This window comes from Ideonella azotifigens (genome assembly GCF_021043325.1).
Classification (GTDB): Bacteria; Pseudomonadota; Gammaproteobacteria; order Burkholderiales; family Burkholderiaceae_C; genus Ideonella; species Ideonella azotifigens.
The window spans coordinates 35730-51489 of record NZ_JAJNKD010000016.1 but is presented as its reverse complement, the minus strand read 5'-3'; the positions used below and the strand labels follow the sequence as shown (position 1 = coordinate 51489).

General features: G+C 66.6%; 11 protein-coding genes. 8 read left to right on the top strand and 3 right to left on the bottom strand.

Annotation, left to right across the window (positions count from 1 at the left end):
- Positions 1–464: 464 nt before the first annotated feature.
- Positions 465–1664 carry a hypothetical protein gene (locus tag LRH25_RS25465; RefSeq protein WP_141288110.1) on the bottom strand — a complete coding sequence of 400 codons (1200 nt, stop codon included), beginning with the start codon at positions 1662–1664 and terminating at the stop codon, positions 465–467.
- A gap of 415 nt (positions 1665–2079) precedes the next feature.
- A complete protein-coding gene (gene alaS, locus LRH25_RS25460; RefSeq protein WP_141288111.1) occupies positions 2080–4707 on the bottom strand; it encodes an alanine--tRNA ligase in 2628 nt (875 codons plus the stop codon).
- A gap of 208 nt (positions 4708–4915) precedes the next feature.
- Between alaS and LRH25_RS25455 the strand changes: the two genes are divergently transcribed.
- Both LRH25_RS25455 and LRH25_RS25450 read left to right on the top strand, forming a co-directional pair.
- Positions 4916–6802: a M48 family metalloprotease gene (locus tag LRH25_RS25455; RefSeq protein WP_231012791.1), complete on the top strand. Its 1887-nt coding sequence runs from the start codon at positions 4916–4918 to the stop codon at positions 6800–6802.
- Positions 6803–6893: 91 nt separating this feature from the next.
- A complete protein-coding gene (locus LRH25_RS25450; protein ID WP_141289098.1) occupies positions 6894–7409 on the top strand; it encodes a hypothetical protein in 516 nt (171 codons plus the stop codon).
- Positions 7410–7415: 6 nt separating this feature from the next.
- Here the strand turns inward: LRH25_RS25450 and LRH25_RS25445 are convergent, their stop codons facing one another.
- Positions 7416–8810 carry an aminotransferase-like domain-containing protein gene (locus tag LRH25_RS25445; RefSeq protein ID WP_141289096.1) on the bottom strand — a complete coding sequence of 465 codons (1395 nt, stop codon included), beginning with the start codon at positions 8808–8810 and terminating at the stop codon, positions 7416–7418.
- Between the two features lie 146 nt (positions 8811–8956).
- Here LRH25_RS25445 and gabT point away from each other — a divergent pair, with 146 nt between their 5' ends.
- From gabT to speB, 6 genes are all read left to right on the top strand, one after another.
- Positions 8957–10255, top strand: a complete 1299-nt coding sequence (gene gabT, locus LRH25_RS25440) for a 4-aminobutyrate--2-oxoglutarate transaminase (RefSeq protein ID WP_141289095.1) — start codon at positions 8957–8959, stop codon at positions 10253–10255.
- A 119-nt stretch (positions 10256–10374) separates the two neighbouring features.
- Positions 10375–11424, top strand: coding sequence for an ABC transporter ATP-binding protein (locus LRH25_RS25435; protein ID WP_231012790.1), 1050 nt, complete (start codon positions 10375–10377; stop codon positions 11422–11424).
- A 127-nt stretch (positions 11425–11551) separates the two neighbouring features.
- The gene (locus LRH25_RS25430) at positions 11552–12586 is read left to right on the top strand and encodes an ABC transporter substrate-binding protein (protein WP_141289093.1); all 1035 of its coding nucleotides are present in this window, start codon (positions 11552–11554) and stop codon (positions 12584–12586) included.
- Between the two features lie 12 nt (positions 12587–12598).
- A complete protein-coding gene (locus LRH25_RS25425; RefSeq protein WP_231012789.1) occupies positions 12599–13882 on the top strand; it encodes an ABC transporter permease in 1284 nt (427 codons plus the stop codon).
- 4 nt (positions 13883–13886) lie between these two features.
- Positions 13887–14717, top strand: coding sequence for an ABC transporter permease (locus LRH25_RS25420; protein WP_141289939.1), 831 nt, complete (start codon positions 13887–13889; stop codon positions 14715–14717).
- 10 nt (positions 14718–14727) lie between these two features.
- On the top strand, positions 14728–15678 hold the full coding sequence (gene speB, locus LRH25_RS25415) for an agmatinase (protein WP_141289938.1): 951 nt from the start codon (positions 14728–14730) through the stop codon (positions 15676–15678).
- The last annotated feature ends 82 nt before the right edge of the window (positions 15679–15760 follow it).

Genomic DNA, 15760 nt, shown 5'->3' with positions numbered 1-15760 from the left:
GCGAGCTAGCGCGAGCCTGCTACCACGTCATGAAAGACGGCAAGCCTTTCGACGTGTCCGCCAGCGCCGATCCCACCCAAGCAAAGAGTTCGTTGCGCCCGTACCGTGAGCCACAAGGGGCTGGATCGCACCCGTGCGAAGCCACAGACCTGTGCGGCCGGCTCGACTGGCTGCGTGGATTGGACGCGGTGGGGAACAGAGGGGTTTTCTGGGGCTGCGAACGCAGCCAGGGGCCAGTCGCCGCAAAGCGCCCGAGCCTTGATCCTGATGGGTGACTGGTGCGCAGCGGCGCAACCAATCTCCGAGAACCAAGTGTGCAGTGACCTCAACGGCTGGGAATGCAGGCTTTGGAGGGAAAAATGCGGGGGACGACCGCAGAAATCTGCTCGTCCCCATTGACGGAGGCGGCTAATGGGTGACCCCGAGATCCAGACTTGAGACCGCCTTGGTATTTCAGCAGTCCGCTAGGCCATCTTCTGCAGTGTCATCAACGCGGCGTACAAGTAGTTCCCTGCAGCACCCTGAATAGACCCTTTCACAAAGAGTTCCTTGAGGGTGTTGGCCAGTGATGGCTGACTCTGTAGCAGTGGGTTCAACTGCTCCACGAGTTTATCGACAGATGGCTGATCACTCGTTTCGAAAGAGTCGGCGATAACTCTCATCATCTCGCGATTGTCGCCGGTCAACGACATAGCAATGTTCCGCAGTGCCTCCGCCGTTTGTCCGGACTCATACTGCGTCTTGTCGAGCAGGCGCCGCATAAAGCCAATTTCTCCCTCGAGGGAGGCGATTCGGTCGCCGAGGCCCTTTCTCTCGATATAAAGCAAGTCTCGCGTCTGCTGAACCTCCAAGCGTGAAAGTTCCAGCTTATGTCGAAGTGCCATAGCGTCTCTGGCATCTGGCATGTATTCGTCAACGGACAGATCGCCGGAGACAACCAAGGCATATTGGCCAAGTTCCCGTTCAATCTTCTCTATTTCGCCTGATGGGGTCTCGATTATGAGGGAAACCCTATCGCCCTCCTGTTCGATGCGAATTCGAACGTCGAGAGTTGGATACTTCTTTTCAACTATCGTTCCAAAATAGGCTAGTAGAGCCATCCCCGCTTGTTTGTATTCCGGCTTGAAGACTATTGATCGGACCAGTTCATCTGCAATATTCTTATTCTTGATATCTATATTAAGTTCAATAGCGACTTGGTCGAAGGCCATTTGCGCTTGGCGAAATATCTCAATGAAGTGGACGGGGTGCTGGTTTCGTTCCGGAATTTCTCCGCGCGTATCAAGTGCACGCGCATCGAGGCCAAGCGGATCGCCGGCCATCCTGTCGAATGCTTGCCTGTAGGGTGTCTCATCGAATGGGGCATTGAGTCGACGAGCCTCCTCGCATTCCTTGGGAAAGAATCGAGCGAGCAGTTCGGCGTAGGAGACGAGGCTTCGATGGCAAGAAAGTACATTAGCACGGAGAAGGTCAGCATCGTCTCGGAGAGCGGACTTTGTCACGATAGAGAGCAGCATTAGTAGTTGATCTCGGAGGAACTTCCGCGCATCGGCCAACACCTTGCCGTCCGTATAGTCAGCAAAGAAAGGATACAGGTGCGAGTCTCGATAGTCTAGTCGGCGAGCTAACACTTCGAGGAGGCGTCTTGCGCGGTGAGTATTCATGTGACTCTCAGGAGGTGTTTGTGGTCGCTCGGGTTGACGCGGCAAAGGACGGAGCACGTTGAGTGCCCTACTTCTTTATCGGGCGACCGCTTTGCTGCGTAAGACCTACCTGTCTCCATAAAAATGGGATCTCAAGTGGCCGCAAGTTAGCGTCGGCATTGATTTTTCCAGCGGCTGGACCCGTGTCATTCATTGCGAAATTTCCGGCGAAAGGAGCAGTCCTCGTCCGGTCTCATTGGATGCAGGCGGCGCCATTTCGTCAACCTTTCCCGGATGGATGCAGCAACTTCGCTACGCCGTACCCCACGAGGGAAAACCGGGTTGCGTTGGGTAGCACGCTGGCTCGCAGACACACCGCGCCCCAAAAACAAAAACCCGCCGAAGCGGGTTTTTGAATGAGGCGGGCAGCGCAGTGTCAGAGACGCTCGGACACCCAGGCTTGCACGCCCGCCAGCGCCGCCGGCAGCGCCGCAGCGTCGGTCCCCCCAGCCATCGCCATGTCCGGCTTGCCGCCGCCCTTGCCGCCCACTTGCTGGGCCACGAAGTTCACCAGTTCGCCGGCCTTGAGCTTGGAGATGGTGTCTGCGGTGACGCCTGCGGCGATCTGGACCTTGCCGCCGTCGACTGCGGCCAGCACGATGGCGGCGGTCTTCAGCTTGTTTTTCAGCTGGTCCATGGTGGCGCGCAGCGTTGCGGCGTCTGCGCCTTGCAGGGTGGCGGCAAGGACCTTGATGCCCTTGACGTCGACGGCTTGGGCGACCAGTTCGTCGCCCTGGCTGGAGGCGAGTTTGCCCTTCAGCGAGGCGACTTCCTTTTCGAGGGCGCGCAGCTGGTCCTGCAGGCTGCCGATGCGGCTGCTCAGCTCAGCCGGTGCGGCCTTCAGCGAGGCGGCCACTTCGTTGACCGTGTGCTCCAGGCTTTGCAGGTAGGCCAGCGCGTTGGCACCGGTGACGGCTTCGACGCGGCGGATGCCGGCGGCCACGCCGCTTTCGCTGACGATCTTGAACAGGCCGATGTCCCCTGTGCGCTGCACGTGGGTGCCGCCGCAGAGTTCCTTCGAGCTGCCGATGCTCAGCACGCGCACGGTGTCGCCGTATTTCTCGCCAAACAGCATCATCGCGCCGCTTTTCTGCGCGTCGTCCAGCGCCATCACTTCGGCTTGCGCCGCAGCGTTGGCCAGGATCTCGGCGTTGACCTTGGCTTCAACTTCCTTGATCTGCGCTTCGGTCATCGGCGAGGTGTGCGCGAAGTCGAAGCGGGTGCGCTCGGCGTTGACCAGCGAGCCCTTCTGCTGCACGTGCGTGCCCAGCACTTCGCGCAAGGCCTTGTGCATCAGGTGGGTGGCGCTGTGGTTGCGCACGGTGCGGGCGCGGTGCTCGGCGTTGACGCGGGCGGTGAAGGTGTCGCCCACCTTGACTTCGCCTTCGAGCACGCGGCCGTGGTGGCCGAACACGTCGGCCTGGATCTTCATCGTGTCTTCGACGACCACGCGGGTGCTGGCGTTGCGCAGCTCGCCGGTGTCGCCCACCTGGCCGCCGGACTCGGCGTAGAACGGCGTGTGGTCCAGCACGATGACGGCGTCGTCACCGGCGCGGGCCACGTCCACCGGGCTGCCGTCCACATAGACCTGGACCACGCGCGAGGCTTCGCGCAGCAGCTCGTCGTAGCCGTGAAAGGTGGTGGGCGAGCCGGTGTAGGCCAGGCCCGCGGCCATCTTGAACTTGCCTGCTGCACGGGCCTGCTCGCGCTGGCGCGCCATTGCGGCGTCGAAGCCGGCCTGGTCCACCGTCACGCCACGCTCGCGGCAGACGTCGGCCGTCAGGTCGACCGGGAAGCCGAAGGTGTCATGCAGCTTGAAGGCGGTTTCGCCGTCGATGACCTTGGTGCCCGTGGCCAGTGCGGCCTCGAGGATCTCCATGCCGCGCTCGATGGTCTGGAAGAAGCGCTCTTCTTCCTGCTTCAGCACGGCCGTGACCCGCGCTTCGCCCTGGCGCAGCTCGGGGTAGGCGTCGCCCATCTGGTTGACCAGCTCGGGCAGGATCTTGTGGAAGAACGGGGTGCGCGCGCCCAGCTTGTAGCCGTGGCGGATGGCGCGGCGGGCAATGCGGCGCAGCACGTAGCCGCGGCCTTCGTTGCCGGGGATCACGCCGTCCACGATGGTGAAGGAGCAGGCGCGGATGTGGTCGGCGATGACCTTCAGCGAGGCGCTGTCCTTGTCGCAGTCACCAGCCCCGGCACCGTCAACGGCGGCCTTCGCGGCAGCCAGCAGCGCAACGAAGGTGTCGATCTCGTAGTTCGAATGCACATGCTGCAGCACCGCAGCCAGGCGCTCCAGGCCCATGCCGGTGTCCACCGAGGGCTTGGGCAGCTTGTGCATCACACCGTCTTCGGTGCGGTTGAACTGCATGAAGACGTTGTTCCAGATCTCGATGTAGCGGTCGCCGTCTTCGTCCGGGCTGCCCGGGGGGCCGCCGGCGATTTCCGGGCCGTGGTCGTAGAAGATCTCGGTGCAGGGGCCGCAGGGGCCCGTGTCGCCCATCATCCAGAAATTGTCGGAGGCGTAGCGGCCGCCCTTGTTGTCGCCGATGCGGATGATGCGTTCGGCCGGCACGCCCACCACCTTGTGCCAGATGTCATAGGCCTCGTCGTCTTCGGCGTAGACGGTGACCCACAGCTTCTCGGCCGGCAGCATGAACTTGGTCGTCAGCAGCTCCCAGGCGTACTGGATGGCATCGTGCTTGAAGTAATCCCCGAAGCTGAAGTTGCCCAGCATCTCGAAGAAGGTGTGGTGGCGCGCGGTGTAGCCGACGTTGTCCAGGTCGTTGTGCTTGCCGCCGGCGCGGATGCACTTCTGGCTGGTCGTGGCACGGGTGTAGGCGCGCTTGTCGAAGCCCAGGAACACGTCCTTGAACTGGTTCATGCCCGCGTTGGTGAACAACAGCGTCGGGTCGTCTCCGGGCACCACGGGCGACGAGGCCACGATGGTGTGGCCCTTGGACTCGAAGAACTTCAGGAAGGTCTGGCGGATCTCTGCGGCTTTCATCCGGGTCTTTTCTCGAGGGTCACGCCGAGTCTGGCGAAGCTTTCGATTATAGGTGGCGAGGGCCGGCCTTGCGGCCTGGGCAAGCCCGTGGCCCTGGGGCGCGGGCTGCCCAGGTTGTGCGGCAGGCAGGCCTCGTCACAAAATGCAGCCAAAGCGGAAAACCGCAAGTTCAAAGAGGGTCCAAGAAGCTTGGCATGAGGGAGGAAAGATGGAAATCGAACGTTTCGAGCGCATGGTCGCTCGGCTGGAGGCCGAGAGCGCGGCCGCGCCCCGGCGCTACCAGCTCAAGGTGGCGCTGCTGGCACTCGCCGGCTTCGGGCTGCTGGGGCTGATCGGCCTGGGGCTGGGCATCGGCCTGGTGCTGCTGGGGGGCGCGGTGGCGGCGGCCTTGTGGGTGGGCGGGCCGGCGGCCTGGCTGCTGTTGCTGAAGCTGGGCAAGCTGCTGCTGCTCGTGGCCATTCCGGTCTGGCTGCTGCTGCGCAACACCATGAAGGCGCTGTTCGTGCGCCTGCCCGCACCGCAGGGGCGCAAGCTGCAGCGCAGCGACGCACCGGCGCTGTTCGCCGCGCTGGACGACATGCGCCGCCGCCTGCGCGGCCCGGCGGTGCATCAGGTGCTGGTGGTGGACGGCATCAATGCGGCCATCGTGCAGCGCCCGCTGTTCGGGCTGATCGGCTTTCCGCGCAACCACCTGCTGCTGGGCCTGCCGCTGCTGGAAAGCCTGTCGCCTGACGAGGCGATGGCCGTGGTGGCGCACGAGTACGGCCACCTGTGCGGCGCACACGGCCGCTTCAGCGCCTTCATCTACCGGCTGCGCTTCAGCTGGGCCACGATCCAGGGCCACGCCGCCACCTGGCGCGGCTGGGCCGGCCGGCTGATGCAGCGCGCCGTGGGTGCCTACGCGCCCTACTTCAACGCCTACACCTTCGTGCTGGCCCGGGCCCAGGAATACCAGGCCGACGCGACCTCGGCCCAGCTGGTGGGCAGCGCCGCCGCAGTGGCCGCACTCAAGCGCACCAACCTGGCCTCGGCCCACCGCTCGGGCTTCTTCGACCAACTGCTGGAAACCACGCGCGACCAGGCCACGCCGCCGCCGGACCTGGCGCTGCGCTGGGCGGCGGTCGCTACCCAGTTGCCCGCCACGCGCACCGGCCCATGGCTGGACCGCGCACTGGACCGCTCGCCCGGCGCAATGGACACCCACCCGACGCTGCGCCAGCGCCTGCAGGCGCTGGGCGCGGACGGCGCCGAAGCGCAGGCCGCGCCCGCCCCGTTGGCCGGTCCTTCGGCGGCCCAGGTGCTGCTGGGCCCGGTGGCCGACACGCTGCGCAGCGAGTTCCAGCGCAGCTGGGCCGAAAACGCCGCGGAAGGCTGGGGCGAACAGCACGCCCAGTGGCAGGCCCGGCGCCAGCGCCTGGCCGAGCTCGAAGCCATGGCCGAGCGCGACAGCGACCAGCGCCTGGAACTGCTGCGCCTGAGCATGGGCCTGCAGCCCGAGCTGGACCTGCGTGAGGCGTTTGCCGAGTTCAACCGCGAACACCCGGACCATGCGCTGGGCCTGTTCCTCGAAGGCTCGGCCCGGCTGGCGCGGGACGATGCCGGCGGGCTGGAACAGCTGGAGGCCGCCATGCGCCTGGACGTGGAGGCCACGCGCGGCGCCTGCGAACGTGCGCATGCCTGGCTGATCGAGCGCGACCCGGCGGCCGCCAAGCCCTGGGCAGAACGCTGGCAGGCCCGGGCCGAGCTGGAAGCACTGCGCCAACACCAGCTGGACCGGCTGGACCCCAAGGGCAAGCTGCTGCCAGCCGAGCTGGCGGCGGACACGCGCGTGGCGATGGGCAAGCTGGTGGCCCAGCATGGCAAGGGCGTGCGCCAGGCCTGGCTGCTGCGCCGCGAGATCCCGGCCGACCCGGCCTGCGAGGCCTACGTCATCGTGCTGCAGCTGGGCTGGTGGACGCGGCTGCGCAACCAGGGCGGCCTGGCAGTGCAGGCACTGGCACGGCAGGAATGGCCGATGCCGCTGCACCTGTGCCTGGGCCACCGCTTCCGCGCTTACCAGCGCGCTGCGATGAAGATCGGCACGCGGCTGCGCTGAACTTCACGCTGGCGTGCGCCGATGCACGTCTTCGGCAAGCAACCCGCCAACGCCGGCAGGGATTTGCATCGCGCGTAAGCTCATCGGGATGATGAGCTCGCCCTTCTTTTCCAAGGCCTGGCGTGGCCTTGCCGCCGCCGCCGCGGTGGCCAGTCTCGGTGCCTGTGCGATCTTCTCTCCGCCGAAGTTCGAACCCGGCGCCAGCCCCGCCGCCGTGACGCAGCAGCTCGGCCAGCCCACCGGCGACTACCCGCAACCGGGCGGCGGCCACACGCTGGAATTCGCCAGCGGACCGTTCGGCCGCTTCACCTACCTCGTGCGCTTCGATGGCGACGACAAGCTGGTGAGCGGCGAGCAGGTGCTGACCGAGCGCAACTTCAACGCCATCAGGGCCGGCATGACGGCCGACGAAGTGCGCCTCGCGATCGGCCGGCCCGGCACCACCTTCGGCGTGCACTACCCGAAGGAAATCGTCTGGGCCTACCGCTACGACTCGCCGTTCTGCCAGCGCTTCATGGTCGGCATGGGCTTTGACGACAAGGTCATCGACACAGCCTACGGCCCGGACCCGGCCTGCGACAACGACCGGCCATTCTTTGCGCGCTGAGGACGCTCAGCCCAGGCCTTGCGCCTGGAAGAACTCGGCCAGCTTGGTGTCCAGCGAAAACGCCACGTTGAAACGCATCCACGGCGTGGGGCCGAGGTCGGCCGAGAACAGGTGGCCGGGGCCGAGCATGATGTCGTGCTCGGCCGCCTTGTTGGACAGCGCCACCGGGTCGCTGACCAAAGGGTGCCGAGCCCACAGGAACATGCCCGCCTTGGGCTCGGCAAACAGCTCGAAGCCCAGGCCCGAGAGCCGCTGGCCGACCTGCTGGTGAGCATCGGCCAGCCGCTCGCGCAGGCCTTTGAGGTGCTTGCGCCAGCGGCCTTCGATCAGCACGCCCAGCGCCAGCCGTTCGCCGAATTCGGCGCTGGTCAGCCCGGCGATCATCTTCAGCTGCGCAAGGTCTTCCACCATGTCCGGGTGCGCCACCAGGTAGCCCACGCGGATGTTGGGCGAGATGGTCTTGGAGTAGCTGCCGACCGTGATGACGCGGCTGAGTTGATCGAGGCTGGCCAGCGATGGCCGCGGGTTCGGGTCCAGGTCGACGTAGATGTCGTTCTCGACGATGGTCAGGTCGTGCTTCTCGGCCAGCTGCAGCACGCGGTGCAGGTGCGCCAGCTGGGCCACCGAGCCGGTGGGGCTCTGCAGCCGCGGCTGGGTGAAGAACACCTTGGGCTGGTGCGCCACGATCAAGCGCTCCAGCGCAGGCAGGTCGTAGCCCTGCGGTGTGCGCGGCACGCCCACCAGCGTCGCGCCCTGGAAGCGCAGGCTGAACAGCAGGTTGGCATAGCCGGGGTCGTCAACCAGCACCGTGTCGCCCGCGCGCACCAGGCGGCGCACCGCCAGGTCCAGCGCCTGGCTGGAGCCTTGCGTGAGCAGCACCTGGCTGGGGTGCACCTGCACTTCCTGCTCGGCAAAGGCCTCGGCAATGAACTGGCGCAGCGGCGGGTAACCTTTGGGATCGCCGTAACCGCCGAGGTCCGCGTCTTCGCTGGCCAGGCCGCGCAGCGCGCGGCGCAGGCCGTCTTCGGCCAGCCAGTCGCCCGGCAGCCAGCCACAGCCGGCCTTGATGGACAGGTGGCGGTGCTCGAAGATCTTGCGCATGTACCACATGGCATCGAAACCCTGGCCCGCCGCGACCTGGGTCTGTGCCGGACCGTCGGCCTGCGCCCGCCGCCGCACGAAGAAGCCCGAGTGCGGGCGCGAGACCAGCCAGCCCTGCGCCACCAGCCGGTCGTAAGCCTCGACCACGGTGAACACGCTGACCTGGTGCGCATGCGCGAACTGGCGAATGGACGGCACCTTGGCGCCGGCACGCAAGCCACCCTGCTCGATCTGCGAGCGCAGGCCCTCGACGATCTGGGCCACCAGCGAAATGCTGGACTGGGGCTGAAGCTGGAGCATGGAGGAAGGCCGACGCGGCGCGCTGTACAGGTCTTGCGGCCTGCACAGTGCACCGCACAAGACCTCGCGCTGTACATGGTAACGCCCGTGTCATGAGGCCTAAAGTCGGCGCCTCACCTGCAAACCAGGACAGGAAGGCAAAGACCATGAAACACGAAGCTCCGAACAATGCGATGCTGATGGCGCGCCGCCGCGCTGCGCTGCCCACCGGGCTGGGCCAGACCTACGAGGTCTTTGCCGAGCGCGCGCTGAACGCCGAAGTCTGGGACGTGGAAGGCAAGCGGTACATCGACTTCGGCGGTGGCATCGCGGTGCTGAACACCGGCCACAACCACCCGAAGATCGTGGCCGCCGTGAAGGCGCAGCTGGACAAGGTGCACCACACCTGCTTCCAGGTGCTGGCCTACGAGCCCTACGTCGAACTGGCCGAGCGCCTGATCGAAAAGACCCCGGGCGACTTCGCCAAGAAGGCCTACTTCCTGTCGACCGGCGCCGAGGCGGTCGAAAACGCCGTGAAGATCGCCCGCGCCGCCACCGGCCGCCAGGCCGTGATCGCCTTTGGCGGCGGCTTCCATGGCCGCACGCTGCTGGGCATGGCGCTCACCGGCAAGGTCGCGCCGTACAAGGCCGGCTTCGGCCCCTTCCCGGCCGAGATCTACCACGCCGAGTACCCGAACCCGCTGCACGGCATCGGCACCGCCGAGGCGCTGCGTTCTGTCGAACACATCTTCAAATACGACGTGGAAGCGGCCCGCGTTGCCGCCATCATCATCGAGCCGGTGCAGGGCGAAGGCGGCTTCTACGTCGCCCCCAAGGACTTCGTGCAGGCGCTGCGCAAACTCTGCGACCAGCACGGCATCGTGCTGATCGCCGACGAAGTGCAGACCGGCGCCGGCCGCACCGGCACCTGGCTGGCCAGCGAGCAATGGGGCGTGGCGGCGGACATCGTGACCATGGCCAAGTCCATGGCCGGCGGCTTCCCGCTCTCGGCCGTGATCGGCCGTGCGGACCTGATGGACAAGCCGCTGCCCGGCGGCCTGGGCGGCACTTATGCCGGCAACCCGCTGGCCTGCGCCGCGGCGCTGGCGGTGCTGGACGTGTTCGAGGAAGAGCAGCTGCTGGCCCGCTCGGTGGCCGTGGGCGAAAAGCTCACCGCCGGCCTGAAGGCGCTGGCCACCAAGCACAAGCAGATCCAGGACGTGCGCGGCCTGGGCGCGATGGTGGCGGTCGAGCTGTTCAAGGACGGCGACATCGAAAAGCCTGACGCGGATCTCACCAAGCGCGTCTGCGCCGAAGCCATCAAGCGCGGCCTGGTGCTGCTGTCCTGCGGCGTGTATGCCAACGTGATCCGCATCCTGGTGCCGCTGACCGCCAGCGATGCGCTGCTGGATGAAGGCCTGGCCGTCCTGGGCGAGGCCTTCAGCGCCGCCGTCCAGCAAGGCTGAGACCGATGAACACCATGCCGCATGAGGCAACGCAGGGCCGCTCCCAAGTTGACTCATCCCCCTCGGGGGGCCTGACGCGCAGCGACAGGTCTGGGGGCCCACTTGTTCGGTTTGCAGGTGTGCAGAAGACCTACGACGGGCTCAGCCTGGTTGTGCGCTCGCTGGACCTGGACATCCAGCGCGGCGAGTTCCTGTCGCTGCTGGGCCCGTCGGGTTCCGGCAAGACAACCACGCTGATGATGCTCGCGGGCTTCGAGTCGCCCACCGCAGGCGAGATCCTGCTGGACGGCTCGCCGATCACGCGCACGCCGCCGCACAAGCGCAACTTCGGCATGGTGTTCCAGAACTACGCGCTGTTCCCGCACCTCTCGGTGGCCGACAACGTGGCCTACCCGCTCACGGTGCGCAAGGTGCCCAAGGGCGACATCGCCACCCGCGTGGCCAAGGCGCTGGACATGGTGCAGCTGGTCGGCAAGGGCGAGCGCCTGCCCGGCCAGCTCTCCGGCGGCCAGCAGCAGCGCGTGGCCCTGGCCCGCGCCCTGGTGTTCGAGCCGCAGCTGGTGCTAATGGACGAGCCGCTGGGCGCGCTGGACAAGCAGCTGCGCGAGCACATGCAGATCGAGCTGAAGGAACTGCACCGCAAGCTCGGCGTGACCTTCGTCTACGTCACCCACGACCAGGGCGAAGCGCTGACCATGAGCGACCGCGTGGCCGTTTTTAACGACGGGCTGATCCAGCAGATCGCCCCGGTCGAGCAGCTCTACGAAACCCCGGTGAACCGCTTCGTGGCCGGCTTCGTGGGCGACAGCACGCTGCTGACCGGCACTGTGGGCCAGGCCGACGGCGACAGCTGCGAGCTGGTGCTGCCCACCGGCGAGCGGCTCACGGGCCTGAACATCAACCGTGCGCTGCCCGGTACCCAGGTGCTGGCCTCCGTGCGGCCCGAGCGCATCGAGCCCTGCCTGGTCAAACCCGAGGCGCTGGGCAATGCGGTGCAGGCCGCCGTGACCGACATCATCTATTTCGGCGACCACCTGCGGCTGCGCTGCGCCGTCAACGGCCAGGCGCCGGCCACCGTCAAGCTGCCGCTCGCAGGCGGGCTGCAGCCGGTCGTGGGCCAGGCGGTGTGGCTGCACATTCCGCAGCCCTACCTGCGCATCTATCACTGAACCCGGATCCAAAGGCCCGACCGAGGCCCGCACATCAAGAGGCCCTGCAGCGCAAGCTGACGGTGGCCCGTGACTTCTCTCGCTGCACGACACGTCCCTCCCTCAAGCCCTTTCAGGAGTTATTGCGATGAAGAAGACGTCCATGGCCTTTGCGGCCGCGGCGATGCTGGCCGCGCTGCCAGCGCTGGCCCAGAGCCAGTTGACGGTGGTGAACTTCGGCGGCGCCAATGGCGCGGCACAGAAGAAGGCGTATGTGGAGCCGTTCGAGAAGAGCAGCGGCGCCAAGCTGGTGATCGTGGAATACAACGGCGAGCAGGCCAAGATCAAGGCCATGGTCGAGACCGGCAAGATCAGCTGGGACGTGGTGGAGGTCGAAAGCCCGGACGTGGCGCGCGGCTGCGATGAAGGCCTGTTCGAGAAGATGGACTGGAGCAAGGTCGGCAACAAGGCCGACTTCCAGCCGGCTGCCGTGACCGAATGCGGCGTGGGCGCGTTCGTGTGGTCCACCGTGATGGCCTACAACGGCGACAAGCTCAAGGACGGCCCCAAGACCTGGGCCGATTTCTGGGACACCAAGAAGTTCGCCGGCAAGCGCGGCATGCGCAAGGGCGCGCGCTACAACCTCGAATTCGCGCTGATGGCCGACGGCGTGAAGAGCGCGGACGTCTACAAGGTGCTGGCCACGCCCGCCGGCGCGGACCGTGCGTTCAAGAAGCTGAGCGAACTCAAGCCCAGCATCCAGTGGTGGGAAGCCGGTGCGCAGCCGCCGCAGTTCCTGGTGGCCGGTGACGTGGTGATGGCCACGGCCTACAACGGCCGCATTGACGCCGCGCAGCGCGAAGGCAAGAACCTGAAGATCAGCTGGACCGGCGGCATCTACGACCTGGACTACTGGGTCATTCCCAAGGGCTCGCCGAACAAGGACCTGGCGATGAAGTACATCGCCGCAGCCGCCTCGCCGGCTGCCCAGGCCGAATACGCGCAAAACATCTCCTACGGCCCGACCAACAACAAGGCCCTGGCCAAGCTGGACCCCAAGGTGCTGGCCCTGCTGCCCACCTCGCCGGCCAACAGCAAGGATGCGCTGCAGTTCAACATCGGCTTCTGGGCCGACCAGGGCGAGGCGCTGGAAAAGCGCTTTGCTTCCTGGGCCGCGCAGTGATGGCCTGACGCAATGAGCAGCAGCACCGTGACGACACTCGCAGCCGCACCGGCGCCCGCCCCCGAAGGCAACGCGCTGGCCCGCTCGCTGGCCCGGGCCCAGCGCCGCCGGCACCTGGCGGCGATCTCGCTCACGCTGCCGCTGCTCTTGTTCCTGCTGGCCACCTTCCTGGTGCCCATTGCCGCGCTGCTGGTGCGTGCCGTGGAGAACCCGGAAGTGGCCAACGCCCTGCCCCGCACCGCGCAGGCACTCTCGAAGTGGGACCGCCACCTGCCCCCCGCCCCTGCTGCCTACGCGGCCGTGGTGGCCGACCTGGCGGCCCTGCCCGAGCCGGCGCAAGCCGGTGCGCTGGCAAGGCGCCTCAACACCGAGCAGCCCGGCTCGCGCTCGCTGGTGATGAGCACCTACCGCGCGCTGCCGCAGCTGCAACCCGCAGGCACCACGCCCACACCCGACGCGCTGCGCGAGCAGATGCTGGCGCTGGACCCGCGCTGGGGCGAGCTGCCGTACTGGCAGGCGATTGCCAAGAACGCCAGCCGCTGGACACCCGACTACCTGCTGACCTCGGTGGACCTGAAGCGCAAGGCCGAGGGCGGGCTGGAGCGCGTGGCGCCGGACCAGCGCGTGTTCTCGTCCATCCTGCTGCGCACCTTCCAGATCAGCGCGGTGGTGATGCTGTGCTGCCTGCTGCTGGGCTACCCGCTGGCCTACTGGCTCTCCACGCTGAATGCGCGCCAGGCCAATGTGCTGATGATCCTGGTGCTGGTGCCGTTCTGGACCAGCATCCTGGTGCGCGTGGCCGCATGGATCGTGCTGCTGCAGCGCGAGGGCCTGGTCAACAGTGCGCTGATGGGTGTTGGCGTGATTCAGGAACCTCTGGCGCTGTTGTTCAACCGCACCGGCGTGATCATCTCGATGACGCACATCCTGCTGCCCTTCATGATCCTGCCGCTGTACAGCGTGATGAAGTCGGTTTCGCCGACCTACCTGCGCGCGGCAGTCTCCCTGGGCAGCCCGCCGCTGGCCGCCTTCTTCCGTGTGTACGTGCCGCAGACGCTGCCAGGCGTGGGCGCGGGTGGGCTGCTGGTCTTCATCCTGGCCATTGGCTACTACGTGACGCCCGCGCTGCTGGGCGGCGCAGACGACCAGATGCTGAGCTACTACATCGCCCAGTACACCAACGTCGACATCAACTGGGGCATGGCCTGCGCGCTGGGCGCCATCCTGCTGACGGCCACGCTGGTGCTCTATGCGCTGTACCGCCGCGTGGTCAAGTCTGAACTGAGCCTGGGGTAACGGCATGAGTTTTTTCTCATTTCTTCGACCGCAATTCCCGGCCTACTTCACGCTGCTGGACAAGGCCGGCTGGTGGGCGCTGCGGCTGTTCAGCCTGGGCGTGCTGCTGTACCTGTTGCTGCCGATACTGGCGATCATGCCGCTGTCGTTCTCGGCGTCTTCGTTCCTGGCCTACCCGATGCCGGGCTGGTCGCTGCAGTGGTATCACAACCTCTTCACGTCCGATGAATGGGCGCGGGCGGCGAAAAATTCCTTCATCGTCGCGCCGGCCGCCACCGTCATCGCCACCACGCTGGGCACGCTCACCGCCGTGGGCCTGGCGCGCGCGAACTTCCCCGGCAAGGGCCTGCTGATGAGCGTGCTGATCGCGCCGATGGTCGTGCCCATCGTCGTCGTTGGCGTGGCCTGCTACTTGTTCTTCGCGCGCATCGGCCTGTCGGACACCTACGCCGGGCTGATCATCGTGCACGCGGCACTCGGCGCGCCGTTTGTCGTCACCACCGTGCTGGCCACGCTGCAGAACTTCAACCACAACCTGGTGCGCGCCTCGCTGAGCCTGGGCGCCGGGCCGCTGCAAACCTTCTTCCGCGTGACGCTGCCGGTCATCGCACCGGGCGTGATCTCGGGCGCGCTGTTCGCGTTTGCCACCTCGTTTGACGAGGTCGTCGTCACGCTGTTCATCGCCGGGCCTGACCAGGTGACGCTGCCGCGGCAGATGTTCACCGGCATCCGCGAGAACATCAACCCGACGATTGCCGCCGTGGCCACGCTGCTGATCCTGTTCACCACCGCGCTGATGGGCGCCTTGGAGTGGATGCGTGGCCGTCGAGCCTGAAAGCAAGACCATGAGCCGTGAACTGAACATGCCGCTGGGCGGCAACGAGATGCCGCGCTTCGGCGGGCCGGCCAGCATGATGCGGCTGCCGGTCGCCAGTTCGCCCGTCGGGCTGGACGCCGCCTTCATTGGCGTGCCGCTGGACATCGGCACCTCCAACCGTGCCGGTGCGCGCTTCGGCCCGCGGCAGATCCGCGCCGAGTCGTCGCTGATCCGGCCCTACAACATGGCCACCGGCGCCGCTCCGTTCGATGCGCTGCAGGTGGCGGATCTGGGCGACGTGCCGATCAACACCTACTCGCTGGAAAAGTCTGTCCCGATCATCACCGAGTTCTACCGGCCGGTGCTGGCGGCCGGCTGCATACCGCTGACCCTGGGCGGCGACCACACGATTGCGCTGCCCATCCTGCGCGCCGTGGCGGAGAAACACGGCCCGGTGGCGCTGATCCAAGTGGACGCGCACGCCGACGTCAACGACGACATGTTCGGCGAGCGCATTGCGCACGGCACACCCTTCCGCCGCGCGGTCGACGAAGGTCTGCTGCAGAACCACAAGGTCTGGCAGATCGGCCTGCGCGGCTCGGGCTACGCGGCAGACGACTTCGACTGGCCACGCCGGCAAGGCTTCACCATCGTGCCGGCGCACGAGGTATGGTGGCAGTCGCTCACGCCGCTGATGGCGCGCATTGGCGAAGCGATTGGCGACGCGCCCTGCTACCTCAGCTTCGACATCGACGGCATCGACCCGGCCTACGCCGGCGGCACCGGCACGCCGGAGATCGGCGGGCTCAACGTGCCGCAGGCACTGGAGATCATCCGCGGCTGCTTCGGCCTGAACCTGGTGGGCTGCGACCTGGTGGAGGTTTCACCGCCTTATGACACCAGCGGCAACACCTCGCTGCTGGGTGCCAACCTGCTCTACGAGATGCTGTGCGTGCTGCCGGGCGTGCCACGGCGGTGAGCCGCGCCGCCAGCCTCAAGCAACACGCAGACACGAAAGCACTGGCACGCGCGCTGTAGAGTCCGCGTCCTACCCTGCCGGC

Excerpts from the sequence above, each read along its gene's own strand:
- LRH25_RS25465 (WP_141288110.1), bottom strand. The coding sequence starts at position 1,664 with ATGAATACTCACCGCGCAAGACGCCTCCTCGAAGTGTTAGCTCGCCGA.
- alaS (WP_141288111.1), bottom strand. The coding sequence starts at position 4,707 with ATGAAAGCCGCAGAGATCCGCCAGACCTTCCTGAAGTTCTTCGAGTCC.
- LRH25_RS25455 (WP_231012791.1), top strand. The coding sequence starts at position 4,916 with ATGGAAATCGAACGTTTCGAGCGCATGGTCGCTCGGCTGGAGGCCGAG.
- LRH25_RS25450 (WP_141289098.1), top strand. The coding sequence starts at position 6,894 with ATGAGCTCGCCCTTCTTTTCCAAGGCCTGGCGTGGCCTTGCCGCCGCC.
- LRH25_RS25445 (WP_141289096.1), bottom strand. The coding sequence starts at position 8,810 with ATGCTCCAGCTTCAGCCCCAGTCCAGCATTTCGCTGGTGGCCCAGATC.
- gabT (WP_141289095.1), top strand. The coding sequence starts at position 8,957 with ATGAAACACGAAGCTCCGAACAATGCGATGCTGATGGCGCGCCGCCGC.
- LRH25_RS25430 (WP_141289093.1), top strand. The coding sequence starts at position 11,552 with ATGAAGAAGACGTCCATGGCCTTTGCGGCCGCGGCGATGCTGGCCGCG.
- LRH25_RS25425 (WP_231012789.1), top strand. The coding sequence starts at position 12,599 with ATGAGCAGCAGCACCGTGACGACACTCGCAGCCGCACCGGCGCCCGCC.
- LRH25_RS25420 (WP_141289939.1), top strand. The coding sequence starts at position 13,887 with ATGAGTTTTTTCTCATTTCTTCGACCGCAATTCCCGGCCTACTTCACG.
- speB (WP_141289938.1), top strand. The coding sequence starts at position 14,728 with ATGAGCCGTGAACTGAACATGCCGCTGGGCGGCAACGAGATGCCGCGC.